This is a genomic window from Actinoplanes sp. CA-030573 (genome assembly GCF_050951115.1).
Taxonomy (GTDB): domain Bacteria; phylum Actinomycetota; class Actinomycetes; order Mycobacteriales; family Micromonosporaceae; genus Actinoplanes.
In genome coordinates this window covers 6,866,861-6,889,496 of record NZ_CP192038.1, presented here as the reverse complement: position 1 = coordinate 6,889,496, position 22,636 = coordinate 6,866,861, and the positions used below count along the sequence as shown (strand labels likewise).

Below are 22,636 nucleotides of genomic sequence, written 5' to 3'. Positions count from 1 at the left end.
TCCAAGGTATAACGCACCCGGCGGCTTGCAGCAAGACCGGTGTCATAGCGCAGAATCGTCTCTCGAAGGCCACGACCTGCGAAAACCGGGGGAGCGATCGTCGTGATCGAACAGTACGTTCTGGATCTTCAAGAGGTCGGCGACGGCCAGGTGGGGGTCGTGGGCGGCAAGGGCGCGCACCTGGGTGAGCTGGGGCGGCTTCCCGGCGTACGCGTGCCGCCTGGTTTTTGCCTGACGACCGCCGCGTTCCGCCGGGTCCTCGCCGAAGCGCCCGGAGTCGACGGGGAACTGGAGAAGCTCTCGCGGCTGGACCCGGCCGACCGGGAGGGCATTCGGGAGGCCGGCGCGCGGATCCGGGGGGCGATCGAGGACGTCACCATCCCCGGCGATCTGCGCGAGGCGATCACCGCGGCGCTCGCCCGGCACGGCGAGCGGGAAGCCTACGCGGTGCGGTCGAGCGCGACGGCCGAGGACATGCCGACCGCCTCCTTCGCGGGACAGCAGGACACGTACCTGAACGTCATCGGCCCGGCGGCGATCCTCGAGCATGCCGCCCGCTGCTGGGCCTCGCTGTTCACCGAGCGGGCGGTGACCTACCGGCTGCGCCACGGCTTCGACGACCGCAAGGTCCACATGGCCGTGGTGGTGCAGCGGATGGTCGTCCCGCGGGCGTCCGGCATCCTCTTCACCGCCGACCCGGTCACCGGCAACCGGAAGGTCGCCACCGTGGACGCCGGCTTCGGGCTCGGCGAGGCGCTGGTCTCCGGCCTCGTCGACCCGGACGTCTACCGGGTGCGCGACGGCGAGATCGTGGCCCGCACCATCGCCGCCAAGCGGCTGCGCATCGAGGCGCGCCCCGAGGGCGGGACGCGGACGACCGAGATCGGGGCGGCGGAGCAGGAGCGGCCGGCGCTGACCGACGCCCAGGTCGTGGACCTGGTCGCCCTCGGCCGGCGGATCGAGGCCCACTTCGGCCGCCCGCAGGACATCGAGTGGTGCCTGGCCGATGACGGCTTCGCCGTCGTGCAGAGCCGCCCGATCACCACCCTGTTCCCGATCCCCGAAGCGCCCGACGACCAGCACCGGGTCTACCTCTCCGTCGGCCACCAGCAGATGATGACCGACGCCATGAGGCCGCTCGGCCTGTCGATGTGGAAGCTGACCGCGATGGCGAGATTCGAGGAGGCCGGCGGCCGCCTGTTCGTCGACGTCACCCGGCAGCTGGCCTCGCCGGGCGCCCGCCCGGGCTTCCTCGAGCTGGTCGGCCGGGGCGATCCGCTGTTCCGGGACGCGCTGGAGACGCTGATCGAGCGCGGCTTCGTCCCGGAGGTGCCGGACGGGGGCGGGCCGCCGGCCGGGCACCGGGGCGGGAGCGCGCCGCCGGAGCCGGCGACCGACCCGGCGATCGTCACCGGGCTGATCGAGCGCAGCGAGGAGTCGCTGGCGGCCCTGCGGCGCGACATCGACGGCAAGACCGGGCCGGCGCTGTTCGACTTCCTGCTCGAGGCGTTCGAGGAGCACAAGCGGGTGCTCACCGATCCGCTGAGCCTGCAGGCGATCATGGCGGGCATGGGCGCCACCTGGTGGCTCAACGACCACCTCGAGGAGTGGCTGGGCGAGAAGAACGCGGCCGACGCGCTCACTCTCTCGGCGCCGAACAACGTCACCGCGGAGATGGGGCTGGCGCTGCTCGACGTGGCCGACGCGATCCGGCCGGATCCGTCCGTCGTCGCGTTCCTGGAGGGCGTCATCGACGAGAACTTCGTCGACGAGCTGCCGGCCGGGCCGCGCGAGGCCGTCCGGGGCTATCTCGACCGGTACGGCATGCGCTGCGCCGGCGAGATCGACATCACCCGGCCGCGCTGGAGCGAACGCCCGACCACGCTGGTGCCGCTCATCCTCGACAACGTGAAGCTCTTCGAGCCGGGCGCCGCCGCGCGGCGCTTCGAACAGGGGCGGCAGGAAGCCGAGAACAAGCGGCGGGACGTCCTGGAACGCTTGCGGAAACTCCCGGACGGAGAAGCAAAGGCCGACGAGACCGTACGCATGATCGACCGTCTCCGGACCTTCACCGGCTACCGGGAGTATCCGAAGTACGGGATCATCAGTCGCTACTTCGTCTACAAGCAGGCGCTGATGGCCGAGGCCGGCCGTCTCGTGCGGGCCGGGGTGCTCGGCGAGGCGGAGGACATCTTCTACCTGACCTTTCCGGAGCTGCACGAGGTCGCGCGCACCGGCCGCGCCGATGCCGGGCTGATCCGCCGGCGGCGGGACGACTTCCGGTCGTACCAGGCGCTCACCCCGCCCCGGGTGCTGACCTCCGAGGGCGAGGCGATCTCCGGGTCGTACCGGCGTGCGGGCCTGCCGCCCGGCGCCCTGGCCGGCCTGCCGGTCTCGGCCGGCACGGTCGAGGGCCGGGCCCGGGTCATCCTCGACATGTCCGAGGCCCACCTCGAGGCGGGCGACATCCTGGTCACCGCCTACACCGACCCGAGTTGGTCACCGCTGTTCGTGGCGATCGCGGGCATGGTCACCGAGATCGGCGGCCAGATGACCCACGGGGCGGTGATCGCCCGCGAGTACGGCTTGCCGGCCGTGGTCGGCGTGGCCGGCGCGACCCGGCTGATCGCCGACGGTCAGCGCATCCGCGTCCACGGCGGCGAGGGTTACGTCGAGATCCTCACCTGACCGTGCCGGGTAGCGTTGCAGCGGTGTCGGGGATCGCCGCAGCCGGGCCGTCCGGGCTGATCGTCCGGGAGGGTGATCTCGTCGTGGCGAGCGGCCCGGTCGAGGCCGGTTCGAGGATGTGCGCGCCGGCCCTGGACCCCCTCCTCGTCAACACTCCCTGCCGATGGAGCATCCGGGTGCCGGGCGTCGAACCGACGCCCGGTGCGACGGTGCGCGGGCGGTGGCGTCCGGGCCGGCTGTCCGACATCCAGCGGATGCCGTACTCGCCCCCGTCGACCGGCCGGCTCGAGAATCCCGATCTGCCGGACGCCCCGCCGTGCCCGGTCCCCGCCGGTGGTTGGCGCGACGGCGAGGACTGGTTCGACGAGCCGGTCCGCGACTACGTGCGAGCACATGCTGAGCAGTTCGCCGAGCCGTACGCGACACATGTCGGGAACGCCCGCATCCTGGTGGTCGAGGTGGTCAGCGGCGACGTGGACCAGGCCCGCGCGGCGTTGAGGGCGATATACACCGACAACCTCTGCGTGGTCGCCTCACCCGGCGGGCACAGCATCGCCGCCGAGGACAGGCTGCAGGCCACCACCGGCAAAGCCGTCGAGGCGCTGATGGACGGGACCGGGCGGTCGGGCATCTACCTGGCCGGCTCGGAGAACGGCCGGATACGGGTGATGATGGTCCAGTTGACCGAGCCGCTGTACGACGAACTGGCCGCGATCGGCCTCGACCGCCTGATCCTCGACCCGTGGATCCGCCCGGTCGGCCCGCGATCTCCGTTCCACTCCTAGGAAAGGGCCGCCAGAAGCCGGTCGACCTCGTCCTCGGTGTTGTAGTGGTAGAGGCTCGCCCGGACCGCGCCGCCGCTGTCGCGCAGGCCGGCCGCCGCGAAGTACTCGACCGCGTAGTAGTCGCCGTGTGAGACGCAGATGCCCTGCTCGCCCAGGCGGCGGGCGGTCTCGGCCGGGGCCTGGCCGGCGACCCGGAACGAGACGGTCGGGCAGCGGTCGGCGCCGGCCGGGCAGATCGTCACGCCGTCGAGGGCGGCGAGGCCGGTCAGCAGGCGGTCGAGCAGCCGGCTCTCGTGCTCGGCGGCGGCCGCCATGCTCGCTCGCAGCCGTTCCCGGCGGCCGGCGCCGGCCGGGGCGGCGAGGGCGGCCAGGTGGTCGACGGCGGCGGTGATGCCGGCGAGCAGCTCGAAGCTCAGCGTCCCGTATTCGAACCGGTCCGGCGCCTGGGACGGCGACGGGACGAGCTTCACCGGCCGCAGCGGCTCCCAGACGGCCGGGTCGGCGACGACGGCGGCGTAGTGCGGGCCCGACCACTTGTAGGCGCTGGTCACATAGAAGTCGGCGCCGAGCTCGGCCACATCGGTCGGCCGGTGTGCGGTGGCGTGGACGCCGTCGGCGTACAGGAAAGCGCCCGCCGCATGGGCGAGATCGGCGATCTCCCGCACCCCCGGCATGGTCCCGGTGGCATTGCTGGCCGCGGTCACCGCGACCAACCGCGTGCGCGCCCCGATCAGGTCCCGGTACTGCGCGACCGGCAGCTCACCGGTCGCCGGATCGACGCCGGCCCACCGCACGCTCGCGCCCACCGCCTCGGCCGCCTGCACCCACGGCCGCACGTTGGCGTCGTGATCGAGCCGCGACACCACCACCTCGTCGCCCGGCCCCCAGCCCTGCGCCAGCGTGCGAGCCACGAGATACGTCAGCGCGGTGGCGCTCGGCCCGAACACCACGCCCTCGGGTTGCCCGCCGACCAGGTCCGCGACCGCGGCCCGGGCCGCCGCGACGATCTCCCCGGACCGCCGGGCGGGCTCGTGCGCGCTTCCCCGATTGGACACCGCCGCCCGCATGGCCCCGCCGATCGCCTCGATCACCGGCGCCGCCGGCTGGGTGCCGCCGGCCCCGTCGAGGTGCACAAACCCTTCGGCAAGGGCGGGATAGCCGGCCCGCACCCGATCCACATCGAAGATCATGCCCCGACCCTATGCGACCCAGCGGTCGCGTCCGGCGCGCGCGGCGCGTGGCGTGGTCGCGCCCCATCTGCGTCTGCGGCGCGGTGCCCGTGACCGGCAGAGCGGGCCACAGCAAGCTGTCAGGCTGGCAGCGCGGTGACGGCTCTCGTTATTGTTGCTGCGCAGCAAGTATAGATCCCGGCATCCCATGGCTGAGCGCTCCGCGACCCGTCCGTGGCAATCTGCGAGGCAGGAGTGACGCGCCCATGGACGACAAGCCGGACGAGCTCTCCGACAGCGGGCGACTCACCGCGTTGGCCGACACCGGCCTGGAAGCTGCACCGGACCCGGCGCTGGACCGGTTCACCGACATGGTCCGCACCGTGCTCGACGTGCCGGTCTCGCTGGTCAGCCTGGTCGACGCCGACCGGCAGATCTTCCCCGGCGCGTGCGGATTGGGGCAGCCGTGGCAGCAGCGGCGGCAAACCCCGCTGTCACATTCCTTCTGCCAGCACGTCGTCATCAGCGGCACACCGCTGATCGTCGAAGACGCCCGCACCGACCCGCGCGTGACCGGCAACCTGGCCATCACCGACCTCAACGTCGTCGGTTATGCGGGGATGCCCCTGACCGACGACGACGGGCACATCCTCGGCTCGCTGTGCGCGATCGACACCGTACCCCGCACGTGGACCGCGAAAGAACTCGCGGTCCTGTCCGATCTGGCCGCCGCGTGCAGCGACATGCTGCGCCTGCGGATCGCGACCCGCACCGCCCGGCAGCACGAGCAGTACGCCCGTGCGCGTAACGAGAGTGCTGACGCCGCGTTCGACCGCAGTCAGCTGTTGCTACGCGCCAGCGTCGCGCTGGCCAACACCAGCACCGGCGACGACATCGTCGACGTCGTCCGCGACTTGATCACCGGCTCGCTCGACCCCGCCTACGTCGGTCTGTCAGTGCTCGACGCGGCCGGGCGGGTGAGCCTGCAGTCCGGGCGGCAGCTACCCACCTGCGTGGCCGAGCGCTGGGACCGCTACGCCGGCACTACCGCCACCCCCTCGGCCCTGGCCGCCCGCATCGGCGCCCCGGTACTGCTGCCCGACATGGCCACGGTACGGGCATTGACTCCCGATGCCGCCGACACCTTCACCGAGATGGGCTGGCAGTCAGCCGCCAGCGTCCCCCTGCCCGGCCCCACCGGGCCGGTCGGGGCACTTACCATCGTGTGGAAACAGCCCCACCACCTCAACGATGCCGAACAAGCGGTTCTCGCCGCCCTCGCCGGGTTCGTCGCGCAAGCCCTGCAACGCGCCGACTACCTGTTCTCCCGCGAGAACGTCGCCACCGTCCTGCAACGCGCCATGCTCACCGACCTGCCCGACCCGGCGCCCTACGAGCTGGCCGCCCGCTATGAACCCGCCGCCCGCGGCGAACACGTCGGCGGAGACTGGTACGACGCCATCCGCCTCGACAACAATCACCTCGCTCTGGCCGTCGGCGACGTCACCGGACACGACATGGGCGCCGCCGCCCGCATGGGACAACTGCGCAGCAAACTGCGCCTGCTGCTGGTCGACCGGCACGAACCACCGTCGGCATTGCTGCGCCGCCTCGACGCCGCCAACCGCGCCCTCGGCGACCGCATCACCGCCACCGCCGTCCTGGCCTACCTGCGACCACACCCCGATCGCGACGGCTACCAACTGCAGTGGTCCAACGCCGGACACCCCGGCCCGCTACTGATCACCGACACCGGCATCACCGTCCTGACCGGGTACGACCCACTACTCGGCGCGACCCCCCGCACCCCTCGCACCAGCCACACCGCCGACATACCGCCCGGCGCTGTGCTGTTCTTCTACACCGACGGGCTGATCGAAACCCGTCGGAAACCCTTCGACGAACGCGAACAGGAGCTTCACGAGACCGCAGCTGCGCTGGCCGGAAAGCCCCTGACGCAACTGCTGGACCAGCTTTACGACCGGTTCGCCGGCGACAGCCACGAGGACGACGTCGCCCTGCTCGCGGTCCGTGTTCCCCCCTTGTGAGTGCTGCCACCAGCCGTCACCATCCGCACTTCCCGGCAAACTGGCGAAAGTAACGCCGCGGCCGCGCGGTTCGGCCGTTTGACCTTTGTCGCGAGGCGGGACCGCGAATTGTGCCTCCTACGTCGCGGATCGCAGCCAACAATCCGAAAAACGAGATCAACAATCGGTCCGAGGAACGGCAAGGATCCGTCTGGCATCACGTTTGAGATCCCAGTCGAAAATCAGCAGAAGAAGGCAAGCGCTTCCGCCGATACCGCTGGTCCACCGAGGGAACGGCTCGGCCCACAGCACTGCGATGAGCAGCAAGGTCATGGTCAGCATCACCTGGAAGGTGCGCGTGTATAGGAAGGACGACGACGGCTCCTGAAGGGCCATGCGCGAAAACCTCACGGCGGCAGCGTCAACACTGCCATCCGGATGCCGCTCACCTCGTTTTGCCAGTCGTGCCGCTTCCCGACGAGCCTTGAAGGGAACTTCACGCCATTCAGCAGCGATGGCACGCCTTTCCCGGCGCGTCAAACGCGTCTCAGTCATAACGAAGAATAAGGGGATGACGCTATCCGTCAATAATCAGGCCGCACATCACACCCGATCGTGCGGACTTCACCGCACGACCCGCGTCGGTCGTGGTCTCGATCGTCAGTCACCGGGCCGGACCCCGTTCGCGCCGTTGGAACGACTGGAGGGTGGCCGGGAAGGGTTACCGTCCCGGCCACCGAAGCGACTTCGCGGTGAGCGTCTCGCGTATGGAAGCGAGCGCCTCGGCCATTCTGGGTCTCGGCCGGCGTCGCTGTACTGGGCTCATGACTGATACGACGCTTCTCATCGGTGGGAACGGCAAGACCGGACGGCGGGTGGCCGCGCGGCTCGGGGCGCGCGGCGTCGACGTCCGGGTCGGGTCTCGTCGCGGCGGGACGCTGTTCGACTGGGACGACGAGAAGACCTGGGAGCCGGCGCTGGCGGGGGTGCGGGCGGCGTACCTCACCTTCTATCCGGATCTCGGGTTGCCGGGCGCGGCGGAGAAGGTGGGTGCGCTCGCCCGGCTCGCGGCCGGCCACGAGGTCGAGCAGCTGGTGCTGCTCTCGGGGCGCGGTGAGCCGCTCGCTCAGGCGGCCGAGCAGCTCGTGCGCGAGGCCGGCACGGGCTGGACGATCGTGTCCTGCAGCTGGTTCATGCAGAACTTCAGCGAGGACTTCCTGGCCGAGGCGGTGCTCGGCGGCGAGCTCATGCTGCCGGCCGGCGACGTGGCCGAGCCGTTCGTCGACGCCGACGACATCGCCGACGTGGTGGCGGCGGCGCTGACCGACGCGCGGCACCGGGGGCGGACCTACGAGCTGACCGGGCCGCGGGCGCTGACCTTCGGGGAGGCGGCGGCCGAGCTGAGCCGGGCGACCGGGCGGACGGTCATCTACACGCCGGTCACGCACGAACGCTACGAGCGGGTGCTGGTCGATGCGGGCCTGCCGGTGGAGCTCGGCGACATGTTCCGGGGGATCCTCGACGGGCGGAACGCGGCGCCGGCGGACGGGGTGCGGGCGGCGCTCGGCCGTCCGGCGCGGGATTTCCGGACGTACGCGACGACGGCCGCGGCCGCCGGGGCCTGGGGCTGAGGCCTCAGGGGCGCGGGCCGTGGATCTGGGCGTGCAGGCGCTCCATGCGCTCGTCGAGGTGGGCGGCGTCGGCGGCGGTCGCGGCCAGCTCGTCGCGCAGGGCCGCCGGCACGTCCCGCTCGTACTTGTAATGGATCTTGTGTTCGAGGCTCGCCCAGAAGTCCATCGCCACCGTGCGCAGCTGCACCTCGACCGGCACCGCCACCACCCGGTCGGAGAGGAAGACCGGGATCTCGACGATCAGGTGCAGGCTGCGGTAGCCGTTGGCCTTGGGCTCGGCGATGTAGTCCTTGGTCTGCAGCAGCGTGACGTCCTGCTGCCGGGTCAGCATCTCGGCGACCGTGTAGACGTCGGAGACGAAACTGCACACCACGCGTACGCCGGCGATGTCCCGGATCCGGTCGCGAACCGCCTCCAGGGTCAGCGGGCACCCGATCCGCCGGGCCTTGGCGGTCAGGCTCTCGACCGTCTTCAGGCGGGTGCTGACGTGCTCGATCGGGTTGCCCCGGCCGCGGTGCGTCAGCTCCTCGGACAGGATGGTGATCTTGGTGCCGATCTCCGCCAGCCCGAACTTGTAGACCAGCATGAAATGGCCCAGCTCGTCGCCCATCAGCCGCGACGGCTCGATCTCGGCGACGGGCACCGGTTCCAGCGCGGACCGGTCGGTGCTCACGATGTGTCTCCCGGCGTGTTCCTGCGTCGATTGCGCACCCACGGTAATCGGTGCGCGCCCGTCGACGTGCACGCGGGAGTCAGACCGGGGTGGCCGTGCAGCGCGCGTCGCTGCGGTCGGTGAGCAGGTCCTCCGCGGTCGGGTAGCGGCGGTGCAGCGCGGCCAGCACGTGCTCGTAGCCGCTGCGGTGGAACGGCTTCTCCAGCATCTTCGTGACCGACGCGCGGACGGTGGCGGTGAAGTCGGCCGGCCAGCGGACGCGGTGCAGGGCCCGGACGGTGTTGGTGTCGCGGTCGACGAGCACGATCTGCACGATGCCCCGCGGGTCCACGCCCGGTGGCGGGTCGTCCGGCTCGGCGAGGTGCGGCGAGTACGGCACCTGCGACCACGACAGGATCGGGCCCAGCCGGTACAGCAGCACCGCGGCCTCGTCGCCGTCGATCCACGCGAACTGGGTCGGCGCGGCGGTGACCGCGTCGACCTCCAGCTGATGCGGGTGGCTCAGGAAGATCATCAACTGGACCGGCTCCACGGCCGACATCGTCAGCGCGGCGCCGGCCGGATAGTCGATGTCCGGATCGAGCCGGCTGCCCACCTCGACGGTCACGTGCACAGGGCGAGCGTATTAGCCAACGCCCGGCGGCGGGGACGATTCGGCGTCTCTCACCCGGCGCAGGTGATGCCTTCGTGGCCGCTGGGACGTAATTTTCGCCCTGTGAGGGACGAGCGGTGGGCGCGGGGGCGGGCGGCCCGCGACCGGGTGCCGGTCCGGAGCCTCGCCGACTGGGACCCCGCGCACCGGGGGCACGACGCGTTGGGCACGGTGCTCGAGCAGAACAAGTCCCGGGTGCCCGAGCTGGTGCCGATCCGGCTGGAGCGGATGTCGGCGTCGCCGTGGACCTACTACCGGGGCGCGGCGGCGGTGATGGCGGCCGACCTCGGCGCCGCACCGCACACCGGGATCGACGTGCAGCTGTGCGGGGACGCGCACGTGCTGAACTTCGGGCTGTGGGCGACGCCCGAGCGGCAGCTCTCCTTCGACCTGCGGGACTTCGACGAGACGCTGCGCGGGCCGTTCGAGTGGGACGTGAAACGGTTTCTGGCCAGCCTCGTGGTGCTGGCCCGCGACACCGGGCTCGACGACCGGGCCGGGTTGGCCGCGGTCCGGGCGGCTTCCGCGGCGTACCGGGAAAGGATCGGTCTCTATTCGACCGCGGACGAGCTGACCATCTGGTACGACGTGATCACCTCCGGGGACCTGCTCGAGCTCTTCGGCCCGGAGGAGCAGGAGCAGCAGTCCGCGCGGCTGGCGAAACGGGCGCGGCGGCGGACGAGCGCCGGCACGGCCCGCAAGCTCACCCACGTGGTGGACGGTCGGCTGCGGATCGTCGACGACCCGCCGGCCCGGGTGCACGTGCCCGAGATCGCGGCCGAGATCGCCGCGACGTTCCGGGCCTATCGCGAGAGTCTTCCGTACGAGCGGCGCGGGCTGCTCGACCGCTTCACGCCGGTCGACGTGGTCCGCCAGGTCGTCGGCGTCGGTAGCGTCGGGATGCAGGTCTACCTGGTGCTGCTGCTGGGCCGTAACGGCACCGAACCGCTGTTCCTGCAGATCAAGCAGGCCGGGCCGGCCGTCTACGAGCGGACGCTGGGGCCGAGCCCCTATCCGGCGCACGGCGAGCGGGTGATCCGCGGCAAGCGGCAGATCCAGGCGGCGAGCGACATCTTCCTCGGCTGGACCAGTGCCGGCGGCGCCGACTTCTACGTCCGGCAGTTCCGGGACATGAAGGTGATCCCGAACGGCGAGCTGATCGCGCCGTACCTCGTCCCGTTCGCCGAGCGCTGCGGGCACGTCCTGGCCCGGGCACACGCGCGCACCGGTGACGCGATGGCCATCGCCGGCTACCTCGGGCAGGGGCGGCGCTTCGACGAGGCGATGGCCGAGTTCGCGGTGCGCTACGCGGACCAGACCGCGCGTGATCACCAGGAGCTGGTCGCCACCGACTGAGAGGCGGCGGCCAGTACGGCGCTGCCGGTCATGTCCAGCGCCGGCTCGTCGGTCTGCCACGCCCGTACGTCGTCGACGTAGCGGCTGCCGTGCCCGGTGAATGCCGCGAACCGGTCCTTGCCGTCGGCCGGGCAGGTCACCATCTCGTCCATCGGGTCGCCGAGCCCGTCGGCGAACAGCTCCGGGTCGTTCGGCCCGTTCACGACGGCGCCGGTCAGCGTACGGCCGGTCAGGTTGGCGATCTGGTGCTGCGGGCACCGCGGGAAGGTCGAGCCCACGCCGATCATGAAGCTGGTGCCCCAGGCGTTCGCGCCGAGCAGCCAGTCGCGCTGCCGGGTCGCGAAGGCGGCGAACGAGGTGTCGCCGCTCGCCGACCTGTAAAGGGCCTCGGTGGCGATCAGCCCGAAGGTGTGCGAGGCGACGTCGAAGTCGGTGTAGACGCCGCCGGCGTGGAACGGGTCGGCGGCGGCCCGGTCCGCTCCCGTGCGCAGCTGCCGCCGCAGGTCGCCGACCAGCGCGCCGGGGCCGGCCGCGAGATCGTGGCCGCCGCCCGTCTGCCGGATCGCGGTCACCAGGTCGGCGTGGGCCAGCGCGCTCACGTCGTACAGGTTGAACGTGTCCCCGGTCTCGGCGGCGAGGTAGCCGCGGGCGAATCCGGCGGCGTCGCGGACGTAGGCGCGGGCGCCGGGCCGGCCCAGCCGGTGCAGGGCGAGCGCGATCTCGGTGGCGCCCAGCTCCATGTCGTCGTGCCAGGTGTCCTCGGGGTAGAACTCGTTGGGCAGCGCCGTGACCAGCGGCTCCGGCGGGCTCTTGACGTCGGCGCGGGCGTAGAGCGAGGTGGCGGCACGCAGCTCGGCCCGGGCCCGGGCGGGATGGCGGGCGGCGTCCAGCTGCGCCGCCAGCGCGAACGCGGCGGCGACCCGGCCGGCCAGGTTGGGGCTGATCGGCGCGCCGGGCGCGGCGGCGTCGAAGACGGGACGGTGCGCCGCGGCGTACCGGTCGGCGGGGTCGGTGTCGCGGTCGTCGGCGCCGGGCAGCCGCCACAGGTCGTGGTCGCCGGTGAAGGTGCCGGCCTCGTTGCCCGAGCCGATGCCGACCTGCAGCCGCAGGGTCGCGGTGCGCTGGTCCCAGGCCCGCCCGAGCCAGTCGACGCCCGCCCGGGCCGCGGCGCGGGGACCGGCTCCGGCGGCCGGGCCGAGGGCGCGGGCCGCGGCGAGCAGGGAGATGACGCCGTACGCGGTGGTGTGCGTCATCTTCAGGTAGTCCCCGGCGTCGTACCAGCCGCCGGCCACGTCGACCGGGCCGCCGATCGGGGTGAGGTCGGCGTCGGCGATGACGTCCTCGGTGGCGAAATGCGGCGTCGCGTAGACGGTGGCGTGCGCGTCGTTGCGGTGCGCCCGGTCGCGCTGGGTACGGAAGAACGTCACGCCGTCGCGGACCAGCTCGCCGTAGAGGTCGCCGGCCGGCCGTACCCGGAAGCCGGGCGACACGAGCGCGCCGACCCGGATGCGGTAGGTGCCGGGCCGGTCGAGCCGGTCGAGGTCGATCGGGTAGACGGCCGGGTAGGCCGCGTTCCAGGAGCCGCGGCTCGGTCCGACCCGGCCGTGGAGCACCGGCCGCCCGGCCGCGTCGAGAACGGTGAACCGGGCGGCGGGGGCCGGCGCCGTGCTCATCAGGTACGCCCGCTTGCTCTCGCCCGGAGCGAATCCGGCCTGGTCCACGCGGATGACCCCGGCCGCCGGCGCCGCGGCGGCGACGGGCGTGGTGGGTCCGGTGGTGGCTACCAGCAGCAGGCTCATGACCAGTTTGAACACGGCGCCGCCCGTCAATAGGAAGACTGTTTAACAGACACTAAAGAGGGACAAGTGCACGGTCAAGAGTTGACGAACGCCGTCGCGGCGGCCGCGCCCTTGCTGTCGATGGCGCTGTTCGACTCGACCGGGCTGGGGACGCTGCCCGGGAAGACGATATAGGTCACGCCGGAGTCGACACCGCCGTTCTCGGGATCGGGGTTGATGCCGAGAGCCTGCGCGGTCGCGTACGACGCCTCGCCGATGATGTTGCTCGGGCCCTCGTCGGCGAAGACCGCGTACACCACCTTGTTGTTGTAGATGATCGCGGCCACGCTGCCCGGCTTGATCCCCTTGCTCGAGTAGTTGAACCGCGAGCTCGGCAGCGGGATCACGAAGTAGTGCGTCTTGTCGGCCTGGAACGAGTTGCCGGCCGACGTCTCGAACGACGTCTGGTCCTGGTACCAGGGATCGGTGTTCTCGTTGCACTTGGACGTGCGGACACCGTCGCAGTCGATGTCCATGTCGGCCTTCCAGAAGTAGGCCGACCCCTTCTTGCAGATGTTGACGGTCGACGATCCGCCGTCGTCGGTGGCGTACTTGCCGTTCGAGGCGACGGTGCAGGAGCTGACCTTCGCCAGCAGCTGGGCGGCGGTGGGGCCGGCCGCCTGGGCCGGTGCGGCGGCGAGGGCCGTGGTGATCAGCCCGAGCGCGGCCGCGGCGGTCAGGAGCTTGCGGTTCATGTGTCCTCCCGGACGAGGGGATGGCCGGGCGCGCACCGGCCTGGGGGATGTCCGCGGCGGAACTGTTAGTAAAGCTGCCGAACAATTCGACGTTGCCGACCGTATAGATGTCCAGCGATGCGCGCAAGGGCAAACGGCGATCCATCGCGTACCCGGCCCGGGCCGAGCGTGGATAGTGGACGGAGGCGAGGCTCGAGGAGGCGGGGGATGGGCGAGCGCATCGCGGTCCTGATCGTCACCGACGACCACCGCGACCCCGCGTTCGGCCGCCTGCGCGCCCCGGCGCGCGATGCCGCCTCGCTGGCGGCCGTGCTTTCCGACCCGGAGGTGGGCGCCTACCGGGTCGAGCTGCTGCACAACCGCCCGTCCGACCAGGTCCGGCTCCGGCTGGACCAACTGTTCCGGGACGCGGGTCGCGACGATCTGGTCCTGGTCTACGTCTCCGGTCACGGCGCCAAGGACGAGGCCGGAGACCTGCATCTCGTCACCGCCGACACCGTGCGCGACCTGTACGACTCGACCGCCGTCGCCGGGCACTTCCTGCGACGGCTGATCGACCGGAGCCGCTGCCGGCAGGTGCTGGTGTGGCTCGACTGCTGCTACTCCGGCGCGTTCCCGGCCGGCCACCTGCCCAAGTCCGCCGTCGAGGTCGACGTCCTCGACCAGCTCGCCGAGCCCGGCGGTCGCGGTTGCGCGGTGATGACGGCCTCGACCCGGATTCAGTTCGCCTACGAGTCCGGCGCCGGCGCGGTTCCCGGGCACCCGGCGCCCGGATCGGTGTTCACCGACGCCATCGTGGCCGGGCTGCGCACCGGCGACGCCGACCTCCGCCGGGACGGGGTGGTCGACCAGGGTGAGCTCTACGAGTTCGTGTACGAGTGGATGCGGGCCCGCACGCCCCGGCAGACGCCGACGCAGCGCAGCCAGGTCGCCGGGCGGTTGCCGGTGGCCCGCAGCCCGCACCACGCCGGCCCGCCGGTCCGCCGGGAGTTCCTGGGCGCCCCGCCGGTACGCGCGTCGCGGTTCGTGGATCGTCCCGAGCTCGCGGCCCTGGTCGCGGCACTCACCACCGGGCAGGGGCGACCGGTCGCCGTGGCCGGGATGGGCGGCGCCGGCAAGACCGCGCTGGCGGCGGCGGCCGTGCACGACGAGCGGGTGCGGTCGGCTTACCCGGGCGGCGTGGCGTGGCTGGCGGTCGAACCGCGCACCGATCCGCGGATGCTCCAGGCCGACCTGGCCCTGCGGCTGAGCGGCGGCGCGCCCTTCGCCGCCGGCGCCACCGGCGTCATGTCCTTCGCCGCCGACGCCACCGGCGGCGTACCGGCCTTCGCCACCGTCGCCGCCGGCCGGGACGCGCTGGCCGCGCTGCCGGTCGCCGGACCGGTGCTGGTCGTCCTCGACAACGTCTGGGAGCGCGACATCGTCGACGCGTTCCCGCCCTCCTTCCCGCTGCTGATCACCAGTCGCGACGCCGGGCTGGCCCGCGACCTCGACGCCGCCGTGGTGGCGGTCGCCGCCCTCGCCCTGCCCGAGGCGCTCGAGCTGCTCGGGCGCTGGACCGGCCGGACCGCGGACGAGCTCGACACCCTTCCCGCCGACGAGATCTGCACCCGCCTCGACAACCTCGCGCTCGGCATCGCCATGGCCGGCGCCATGATCGGGCCGGGGGCGGCCCCGGCCCGCTGGCACGACATCCTCGACCGGCTCGGCGAGGCCGACCTGTCGAAGATCCGGGCCGACTTCGGCGCCGCCTACCCCCATCCCACGCTGCTCGCGGCGATCACCCTCGGCATCGCCGAGCTGCCCGGTGACGATGCCCGTCGCCGCTACCGGGAGCTGGCCGTCTTCAACGGCCGCGGCGCTTTTCCCCGGTCCGCGGCCGAGGCGCTGTGGCGGCCGGCCGGCGTGCGGCCCGCCGACGCCGGGGACCTGCTGGACCTCTTCGAGCGGCGGTCGCTGATCACCTCGGCCGGCGGTGGCCTGCTCGTCCTGCACGACCTGCAGGCCGATGTGGTAGCACACGAGCTCGGCCGCGACGGGCTGGAGGCGGCGCACCGGCGGCTCATCGACGGCTATCGGCCGGCCGCGCCGGACGGGTGGCCGGCCGCGCCCGACGACGGCTACCTGCTCGACAACCTCGCCCACCATCTCGGCCGGGCCGGGCACCGGGACGAGCTCGAGCGGACGCTGACCGACCTCGACTGGCTGCGGGCCCGGCTCGCCGCGTCCGGCGTGGTGAGCCTGCTGCGCGACTACGCGGCGCTGCCCGGCGTTCCGGCCGCCGACGCAGTCCACGGCGCCCTTCAGCTGTCCACGCACGTGCTCTCGGGCGACCCGGCGCAGCTGCCCGGGCAGGTGATCGGCCGGCTTCCCGAGGAGCAGGACGCCCTGCGGCGGCGGCTGACCGGGGCGGCCGCCGGGTGGGCGCCGTGGCTGTGCCCGACCCGGCCGCTCGCCGCGACCGCCGGCGGCGAGCTGGAACGGACTCTGGTGCACCGGGCGCCGGTGACCGCGGTCGCGATCAGCCCGGACGGGCGCCACATCGTCACCGCGGCCGGGGCGGCCGTGCACGTCTGGGACGCCGGCAGCGGCCGCGAGGAGCGAGCGCTCGAGCACCACGCGGGCCCGGTCCACGCGGTGGCGATCACCCCGGACGGACGGCAGATCGTCTCCGGCGGCGCCGACCGCACCGTGCGGATCTGCCACCTGGTCAGCGGCCGTGAGGTCCGGGTTCTGACCGGGCTCGGTCACCCGGTGCGCGACGTCGCGGCGGCGGACGGACGGGTCGTGGCATCCGGCTCCGACGGCACGATCCTGGTCTGGGCCACGGCCGCCGCCTCCGGCTCGCCGGCCGCCGCCTCCGGCCCGGCCGACCCGGCGCCGGCGGCGATCGTCGGTGATGGGGCGGTCGGCGCGATCGCGGTCACCCCGGACGGAACCGTGCTGGTGGCGGCCGACGGTCACGCCGTCCGGTCCTGGAAGGTGCCGTCCGGGGCGTCCCGGTGGGCGCTCACCGGCGGCCCCGGCGAGGCCGGTCACGTCGCGGTCAGCGCCGACGGGCGCCGGGCCGCCTCGACCGGGCGAGACTCGACCGTGCGGGTCTGGGATCTCGCCACCGGCCGCCCGCTGCGGGTGTTGACCGATCGCCAGTACGGCGGCCCGGTGGCGATCACCGCCGACGGCCGGCACGTCGTGTCGGTCGCCTATGACCATCGCATCCGGGTGACCGACATCGACAGCGGCCGGGACGTGCACACGCTCGCCGGGCACACCGGCCGGGTCGTCGAGCTGGCCGCCGCCCCGACCGGCCAGATCGTGTCGGCCGGCGACGACCGGACCGCCCGGCTGTGGCGACCGCCCGCCGGCGCGCGGATCGGCTTGCCGCCGTCCGCCGGCGCGCGGACCACCTCGCCGTCGTCGGCCGGCGCGCGGGCCACCTCGCCGCCGCCCGCCGGCGATGGGCATCTGCGCAGCGTCGACGCGCTGGCCTTCGTCCCCGGCGGCGGATCGCTAGTGTCCGGCGGATTCGACGGCACCGTGCGGGTCTGGGAGGTGCCCGGCGCCCGGCCGGTGGCCACCCTGCCCGGCCACGCCTACGGCGTGCGGGCCGTGGCCGCCGGCGCCCGGTTCGTGGCCTCGGCCGGCGGCGACGGCGTGGTCCGCGCGGACGGCCGCTCGTGGAACGGTGACGATGCGGGGGCGATCTCGGTGGCGATCAGCCCGGACGGCCGGCTCGTCGCCGCGGCCGGGGAAGACGCCATGACCCGCGTGTGGGACGTCGCCGCCGGCCGGCGGTTGCACACCCTCCCCGGCCATCAGGGCTCGCCGGGCACGCTGGCGTTCGGCGGCGACGGCCGCCTGCTCATCGTCGGCGGCGACGACGGGACGGTCCGGGTGTGGGACACGGCGACCGGGCAGGCGTTGCACCACCTCGCCGGTCATCGCGGGGCGGTGGTGGCCCTGGCCCCGATCCCGGGCGGCCGCAACATCGTCTCGTGCGCGTACGGCGACGACCGGATCCTGCTCTGGGATCTCCTCACCGGAACCTCGGCCGGCTCGCTCGCCTGGCACGGTGACGCGGTGCGCGCCGCGGCGTTCAGCGCCGCCGGTGACTTCCTGGTCTCGAGCGGATACGACAGCACGACCCGGGTGTGGAGCCTGCGCTACGACCGGGAGACGGCCCGCTGGACGGCCGACCACCCGGTGACGAGCTGTGCGGTCGCCTCCGCCGGCGGCCGGGTCACGGTGGCGATCGGCGAGGACGGCGGCGCGATCCACCTGCTGCGCTTGCACGCGAATCTACTGTAGAGAGATGCGGATCGAGGACTACCTCGCCCAACTGGACCGGCGGCTGAAGCGGGAGCGCCGCACCGGCGGGGTGCAGGCCCGGACGCTGGCCGAGATCGAGCAGCTGGCCTGGAGCTTCCTCGACGGCGGCGACGCGCGCACCGCGTGCCTGCTGTGGGAACGCGATCTTGCGGTGCGGCGGCAGCTCGGCGCCGAGCTGCCGCCCACGCTGCAGCTGGCCGGCCTGCTCGGGGAGGGGCTGCGCCGGGCCGGCGAGCTCGAGCGGGCCCGCGTGCTGCTGGCCGGGACGATCGAGGCGATGGAGCGCGTCCTCGGCGAGGACGACTTCGTCACGCTGGCCACCATCAACAACTACGCCCTGGTGCTGGATCAGCTCGGCGAGCACGAGGAGGCCCGTGACCTCTTCCGGCGGATCCTTCCCCCGATGCGCCGCCGGCTCGGCGACGAGCACCCGGACGTCCTGCAGATGGATCAGAACCTCACCTCGTCGCTGCAGGCGCTCGGCGACCTGCGCGGCGCCCGCCCCATCTACGAGCGCATGCTGAGCGTCCAGCGGCGCACCCTCGGCGACCGTCACCCGGAGACCCTGCAGACGATCAACAACCTGGGCGCGACCGTCGCTCAGCTCGGCGACCCGCAGCGGGCCCGCGCGCTGCTCCAGGAGGCGGTCGACGGCCGCCGCGCGACGCTGGGCGCCGAGCATCCCGACACCCAGCGGGCAATGATCAACCTGGGCCGGGTGCTCTTCGACCTCGGCGACCGGATGCGGGCCCGGCGGGTCCTCCAGGAAGTCTTCGACCAGCGGGAACGAACCTTGGGCCTGGACCACGACGACACCCGGGAAGCGATGATCGCCCTCGCGCCGACGCTGCCCGAGCTGGCGCCGGGTGTCTTCGTCGTGCCCGCGCCGGGCGTGGAGCCGGTGCGGCTGGTGCCGGTCGAGGACGACGAGGGCGGCGAGCCGCCCGACGAGCGCCGGGAGCGCTGGTGGCGCCGTGCGTGACGGGGCGGCCCGCTCACCGGAACGGGCCGCCGTCGTGCGTCAGCGGCCGCCGACCGCCGCGTAGGCGTCGACGATGCCGTAGCCGTAGAAGCCGTTGAAGTGCTCGCTGCCGGCGCAGTAGGCGTCGAACTCGGTGCTGCGGCCGACGTCCACGTACGACTGCAGGCGCGGGTCGGGGCAGGCGTGCTCGGCCGCGGTGCGGTAGAGCACCCGCTCGACCCGGTCCGGCGACATCGTCTTGCCGCCGTGCCGGTGGTCGCGCACGCCGTAGCGGCTCACGATCAGCGCGCCCACCCCCGCCGCGTGCGGCGAGGCCATCGAGGTGCCCTGGAGGTACGTGTAGTAGCCGCAGACCCCGGCCTTCGTGCAGTCCTTGAAGACCGACTTGGACCCGGCCGCGGTGATGTTCCCGTCGGCGTCGACGAGCTTCTTGGCCTGCAGCACCTTGAGCGGGTAGGTGGAGAGGATCTCGTTGCCGATGCTCTGGTACGACGGCGTGCCGAGACCGTCCCGCAGGTAGCCGCCCGGCGCCGACACCGAGATCTGCTCGAGCCCGTAGTTGGAGTAGTCGGCCTTGCGCGCGGACGGGCCGAGTGCCGACACGCCGATCACGTGCGGACCCTCGACCGGCAGGTCCCAGCAGGTGCTGTTGTCGATCGGGCGGCTGTACGGCGTGCCGCCGTAGTCGGGGCTCGAGGTGTCCGTGCGTGGGGCCCCGAGGTCCTCGTGGTTGTTGCCGAGCGACCCGAACATGGTCACGCCCTTGCGGTGCGCGTACTCGAGGGCCCTCCGCATGCCCGCGATGATCGCCCGCTGCCCGGCCTGGTCGGTCGGGCTGTCGGCGGGGTTGGCGACGCAGTTGTAGAGCCAGGGGTCGACGTAGAACGACATGTTCACCACGTCGATGCCGTGGTCGCCGGCGTACGTCAGCGCGTTGACCACCGGGTCGAGGAAGAAGTAGCCCGAGTCCTGGCCGACCTTGAGCTCGACCAGCGTGACGTTCGGGGCGACGCCGGAGACGCCGACGCCGTTGGCCGCGGCGGCGATGGTGCCGGCGGTGTGCGTGCCGTGCCCGTCGTCGTCGGTGCCGGTCGGGTCGAGGCAGCTCGGCACCTCGCACGGCCCGTCGATGTCGGGCAGGTCGGGCGCGAAGTTGCGGGACAGCCGGGCGTCGAAGTTCGGCGCCAGGTCCGGGTTGGTGGCGTCGAGCCCGGTGTCGAGGATGCCGACCCGCACGCCGCGGTTGCCGGACTCGATCCGGCGCGCCTTGTCGGCCCGGACCATCGACAGGCCCCAGAGCTTGTCGTCGAGCGGATCCATGGTGGCCGGTCCGCCGTGGTGGCCGTCGCCGCCCGACCCGATCGAGCCGGTGTCGATCCGCTCGATCTGGCTGGGCGCGTGGCCGATGGCCCGGCGCACGCTCGCGCCGATCAGCTTGCCGGAGGCGGCGGCCCGGTCCTCGAACCGCGCGTCGGCCGAGGTGACCTGGTACACCCCGACGGTCTCGTTGCCGCTTACGATCGTGCCGCCGGCGGCGGTGATGGCCGCCGCGGCGTCCGCCGCGGACACCCCGTCGGCGGACACGACCGTGTAATCGACGGCCGCCGTGGGCGCCGCTGTGGCGGCCGACGGGACCGTGGTCAGGAAGGCCAGGCCGGTCGCGGTGGCGACGGCTCCGGCGGTCAGGCGTCTTCTCATGACCCGAATCCCACCGGAAAAGCCGGCGGCGGACCAGGTTCGCCTAAAGGTAAGACTGAAGGAGCGACCAATCCGCTATTTCTGCATTGACGGGCGTCAGCGCAGAATGCCGGTGTGCCCGAGCGAGTATCGGCCGGGCTGGGGCCAGACGCACAGGCCGTGCGGCTCGGTGCCGACCGGGATGCGGGCGACGAGGTGGCCGGTGGCGGTGTCGATGGCGTACACCTCGTGGTCGTAGCGGCCGGAGAGCCAGAGCACGCGCCCGTCGGCGGAGACGCCACCCATGTCGGGGCTGGCGTGGCCGGGCAGCCGCCACTTGGCGACGACCCGGCCGGTGCCGAAGTCGAGGACGGAGATGCTGCCCTCGCCCCGGTTGGCGACGTAGAGATCGCGCGCGTCGCGGCTGGGATAGAGGCCGTGCGCGCCGTCGCCGGTGGGGACGAATGAGCGTACGGCCAAATGGTCGCCGTCGATGACCCACAGCCCGCTGGTCTGCATGTCGGCGACATACCACGTACGGCCGTCGGGAGAGATCTTGATGTCTTGCGGCATCGCGTGCCCGGGCAGATGCAGCCGCCCGGCGACGCGCTGCGCCGCGGTGTCGACCTTGACCAGATCGCCGGAGAACTCGCAGGTGGCGATGAAGTAGCGCCCGTCGGCCGAGAAATCGGCGTGGTTGATCCCGTCGCAGCCCACCGGGAGCACGTGCCGCGGCGCCATGGTGTGCGGATCGCTGAAGATGATCGCCCGGCGGGACTCGGCCATCACCATCGCGAACCTGCCGTCCGGCGTGAAATAGAGGTTGTACGGGTCGTCGACCGGCACGGGACGGCCCAGCCGGCCGGTGCCGGGGTCGATCGGGATCAGCGCGTTGCCGCTGTTGTCGTTGATCCACAGTGTGCGCAGGTCCCACGACGGCACGACGTGCTGCGGGCCCTGACCGGCGGGCACGGTGGCGATCACCCGGTACGTGCGGGGGTCGATCAGCGTTACGGTGTCGCTGCCGAAATTCGGGACGTAGACCAGCGGCCGGGCGTGGACCGCGGCGCCGGTCAGATGGCCGGGACGGTCGGCCGCGTAGACGTCGGCCGGATCGAGCGGCGGCGGCATCCCCGGCAGCAGGCCCGTCGCCGTCGTCGCCCCCGCCCTCGCCCCCGTCGCCCCTGCCCCCGTCGCCCCCGCCGCCGTCGGCGCCGGGCCGGGCGTGGCCGGGGACGGGTGAGCGGCGCGGGGCACGGCCGGCGCGGGCGAGCTGGTGCAGCCGGCCAGCACGAGCAGGGCGGCCAGGGCGGCGATCCGGCGGGTCATGCGAACAGCTCCGACGCCGTGACCGGGCGCAGGCCGCGGTCCCGCAGGCCGGCCAGCAGCGGGGCGATCGCGGCCACCGTCCCGTCGTGGCCGCAGTGCAGGCTGACGATCGAGCCGGGCCGGACCGCGGCGAGGGTCGCCGCGACGATCGCGGACGGGCCGGGATCGGTGAAGTCGCGGGGGTCCACGTCGTACGAGAGGCAGTTCGGATAGCCGGCCCGGCGGGCGGCCGCCTCGATCATCGCGGTCGCGAACTGGGTTTGCGAGGGCCGGAACCACCGGCCGATCCCGCCGGCGACGCCCTTGATCGCTTCGGCGCACGCCGCGACCTCGGCGTAGGCCTGCGCCGGAGTCATCGCCTTGATGTCGGCGTGATGCTGGGTGTGGTTGCCGAGCTCATGACCGTCGGCGAGGATGCGCCGGCCGAGGGCCGGGTTGGCGGACAGCCAGGTGCCGACGGCCAGCACGGTGATGCGGGCGCCGCCCTTGTTCACCTCGTCGAGCAGGGCGCTCACCTGCCTCGGTCGGCCCTGGCCGTGGAAGGTCAGCGCCACCTGGGGACGGTCGCGTGGCCCGTGCCGCAGCTCGCCGGGCGGAACTGTTGCGGCCGGATCGGTCGCGTCCGCTGAGCCTACTTCGTTCGCCGGACCCGCCGCGTTCGCCGGATCGGGGGAATGTGCCGGTCGGACCGGCCTCGGGGCGGATGCGGGCGGCGCGGGGTCACAGCCCGCGGCGGCGGCGCCGAGGGCGAGGGCGGTGACCGCGCGGAGGGCGTCACGGCGTTCCATGGCGCGCACGCTAGGCG

Annotated in this window: 16 protein-coding genes; 7 read left to right on the top strand and 9 right to left on the bottom strand. The window is 72.9% G+C overall.

The genetic code is table 11. The annotated features are described in order from the left end of the window. The first annotated feature begins 102 nt into the window (after positions 1-102). Complete coding sequence (gene rph / locus ACQP2F_RS31715) at positions 103-2,688, top strand: rifamycin-inactivating phosphotransferase (protein ID WP_433293885.1); 2,586 nt, start codon at positions 103-105, stop codon at positions 2,686-2,688. Positions 2,689-2,711: 23 nt separating this feature from the next. Then, positions 2,712-3,473, top strand: a complete 762-nt coding sequence (locus ACQP2F_RS31710; RefSeq protein ID WP_433293883.1) for a hypothetical protein — start codon at positions 2,712-2,714, stop codon at positions 3,471-3,473. Here the strand turns inward: ACQP2F_RS31710 and ACQP2F_RS31705 are convergent. Then, entirely contained in the window at positions 3,470-4,663 is a 1,194-nt protein-coding gene (locus ACQP2F_RS31705) for a cysteine desulfurase-like protein (RefSeq protein WP_433293881.1), read from the bottom strand. The two genes, ACQP2F_RS31710 and ACQP2F_RS31705, sit on opposite strands and share 4 nt — an antisense overlap. Positions 4,664-4,908: 245 nt before the next feature. On the opposite strand from ACQP2F_RS31705, the gene ACQP2F_RS31700 reads away from it, so the two are divergent. Further along, on the top strand, positions 4,909-6,690 hold the full coding sequence (locus ACQP2F_RS31700) for a SpoIIE family protein phosphatase (RefSeq protein ID WP_433293879.1): 1,782 nt from the start codon (positions 4,909-4,911) through the stop codon (positions 6,688-6,690). A 156-nt stretch (positions 6,691-6,846) separates the two neighbouring features. On the opposite strand, the gene ACQP2F_RS31695 is transcribed toward ACQP2F_RS31700, so the two are convergent. Further along, positions 6,847-7,224, bottom strand: coding sequence for a hypothetical protein (locus tag ACQP2F_RS31695; RefSeq protein WP_433293876.1), 378 nt, complete (start codon positions 7,222-7,224; stop codon positions 6,847-6,849). Positions 7,225-7,493: 269 nt separating this feature from the next. On the opposite strand from ACQP2F_RS31695, the gene ACQP2F_RS31690 reads away from it, so the two are divergent. Beyond that, the gene (locus ACQP2F_RS31690) at positions 7,494-8,300 is read left to right on the top strand and encodes an NmrA family NAD(P)-binding protein (protein WP_433293874.1); all 807 of its coding nucleotides are present in this window, start codon (positions 7,494-7,496) and stop codon (positions 8,298-8,300) included. A 4-nt stretch (positions 8,301-8,304) separates the two neighbouring features. Here ACQP2F_RS31690 and ACQP2F_RS31685 read toward each other — a convergent pair whose 3' ends face one another. Then, on the bottom strand, positions 8,305-8,973 hold the full coding sequence (locus ACQP2F_RS31685) for a GTP pyrophosphokinase (RefSeq protein WP_433293872.1): 669 nt from the start codon (positions 8,971-8,973) through the stop codon (positions 8,305-8,307). Positions 8,974-9,052: 79 nt separating this feature from the next. Further along, positions 9,053-9,586, bottom strand: a complete 534-nt coding sequence (locus ACQP2F_RS31680) for a hypothetical protein (protein ID WP_433293869.1) — start codon at positions 9,584-9,586, stop codon at positions 9,053-9,055. A 102-nt stretch (positions 9,587-9,688) separates the two neighbouring features. Here ACQP2F_RS31680 and ACQP2F_RS31675 point away from each other — a divergent pair, with 102 nt between their 5' ends. Further along, positions 9,689-10,981, top strand: coding sequence for a DUF2252 domain-containing protein (locus tag ACQP2F_RS31675; RefSeq protein ID WP_433293867.1), 1,293 nt, complete (start codon positions 9,689-9,691; stop codon positions 10,979-10,981). On the opposite strand, the gene ACQP2F_RS31670 is transcribed toward ACQP2F_RS31675, so the two are convergent. Then, the gene (locus tag ACQP2F_RS31670) at positions 10,954-12,795 is read right to left on the bottom strand and encodes a glycoside hydrolase family 9 protein (RefSeq protein ID WP_433293866.1); all 1,842 of its coding nucleotides are present in this window, start codon (positions 12,793-12,795) and stop codon (positions 10,954-10,956) included. The two genes, ACQP2F_RS31675 and ACQP2F_RS31670, sit on opposite strands and share 28 nt — an antisense overlap. 59 nt (positions 12,796-12,854) lie before the next feature. After that, entirely contained in the window at positions 12,855-13,514 is a 660-nt protein-coding gene (locus ACQP2F_RS31665) for a glycoside hydrolase family 75 protein (RefSeq protein ID WP_433293864.1), read from the bottom strand. Positions 13,515-13,721: 207 nt separating this feature from the next. On the opposite strand from ACQP2F_RS31665, the gene ACQP2F_RS31660 reads away from it, so the two are divergent. Further along, the gene (locus tag ACQP2F_RS31660; RefSeq protein ID WP_433293862.1) at positions 13,722-17,822 is read left to right on the top strand and encodes a caspase, EACC1-associated type; all 4,101 of its coding nucleotides are present in this window, start codon (positions 13,722-13,724) and stop codon (positions 17,820-17,822) included. Positions 17,823-17,826: 4 nt separating this feature from the next. Then, positions 17,827-18,825 carry a tetratricopeptide repeat protein gene (locus ACQP2F_RS31655; RefSeq protein WP_433293860.1) on the top strand — a complete coding sequence of 333 codons (999 nt, stop codon included), beginning with the start codon at positions 17,827-17,829 and terminating at the stop codon, positions 18,823-18,825. Positions 18,826-18,864: 39 nt separating this feature from the next. On the opposite strand, the gene ACQP2F_RS31650 is transcribed toward ACQP2F_RS31655, so the two are convergent. The 3 genes from ACQP2F_RS31650 to ACQP2F_RS31640 form a co-directional block, all read right to left on the bottom strand. Further along, positions 18,865-20,523, bottom strand: a complete 1,659-nt coding sequence (locus ACQP2F_RS31650) for a S8 family serine peptidase (RefSeq protein WP_433293858.1) — start codon at positions 20,521-20,523, stop codon at positions 18,865-18,867. A gap of 96 nt (positions 20,524-20,619) precedes the next feature. Continuing rightward, positions 20,620-21,831, bottom strand: a complete 1,212-nt coding sequence (locus tag ACQP2F_RS31645) for a YncE family protein (protein ID WP_433293855.1) — start codon at positions 21,829-21,831, stop codon at positions 20,620-20,622. Continuing rightward, positions 21,828-22,619: a polysaccharide deacetylase family protein gene (locus ACQP2F_RS31640; RefSeq protein WP_433293853.1), complete on the bottom strand. Its 792-nt coding sequence runs from the start codon at positions 22,617-22,619 to the stop codon at positions 21,828-21,830. The genes ACQP2F_RS31645 and ACQP2F_RS31640 overlap by 4 nt, the downstream gene beginning before the upstream one ends. Positions 22,620-22,636 lie beyond the last annotated feature (17 nt).

What these genes read in the sequence shown, in the direction of transcription:
- ACQP2F_RS31700 (WP_433293879.1), top strand. Translation starts at nt 4,909, where the DNA reads ATGGACGACAAGCCGGACGAGCTCTCCGACAGCGGGCGACTCACCGCG.
- ACQP2F_RS31665 (WP_433293864.1), bottom strand. Translation starts at nt 13,514, where the DNA reads ATGAACCGCAAGCTCCTGACCGCCGCGGCCGCGCTCGGGCTGATCACC.
- ACQP2F_RS31655 (WP_433293860.1), top strand. Translation starts at nt 17,827, where the DNA reads ATGCGGATCGAGGACTACCTCGCCCAACTGGACCGGCGGCTGAAGCGG.
- ACQP2F_RS31690 (WP_433293874.1), top strand. Translation starts at nt 7,494, where the DNA reads ATGACTGATACGACGCTTCTCATCGGTGGGAACGGCAAGACCGGACGG.
- ACQP2F_RS31705 (WP_433293881.1), bottom strand. Translation starts at nt 4,663, where the DNA reads ATGATCTTCGATGTGGATCGGGTGCGGGCCGGCTATCCCGCCCTTGCC.
- ACQP2F_RS31645 (WP_433293855.1), bottom strand. Translation starts at nt 21,831, where the DNA reads ATGACCCGCCGGATCGCCGCCCTGGCCGCCCTGCTCGTGCTGGCCGGC.
- ACQP2F_RS31695 (WP_433293876.1), bottom strand. Translation starts at nt 7,224, where the DNA reads ATGACTGAGACGCGTTTGACGCGCCGGGAAAGGCGTGCCATCGCTGCT.
- ACQP2F_RS31650 (WP_433293858.1), bottom strand. Translation starts at nt 20,523, where the DNA reads ATGAGAAGACGCCTGACCGCCGGAGCCGTCGCCACCGCGACCGGCCTG.
- ACQP2F_RS31660 (WP_433293862.1), top strand. Translation starts at nt 13,722, where the DNA reads ATGGGCGAGCGCATCGCGGTCCTGATCGTCACCGACGACCACCGCGAC.
- ACQP2F_RS31640 (WP_433293853.1), bottom strand. Translation starts at nt 22,619, where the DNA reads ATGGAACGCCGTGACGCCCTCCGCGCGGTCACCGCCCTCGCCCTCGGC.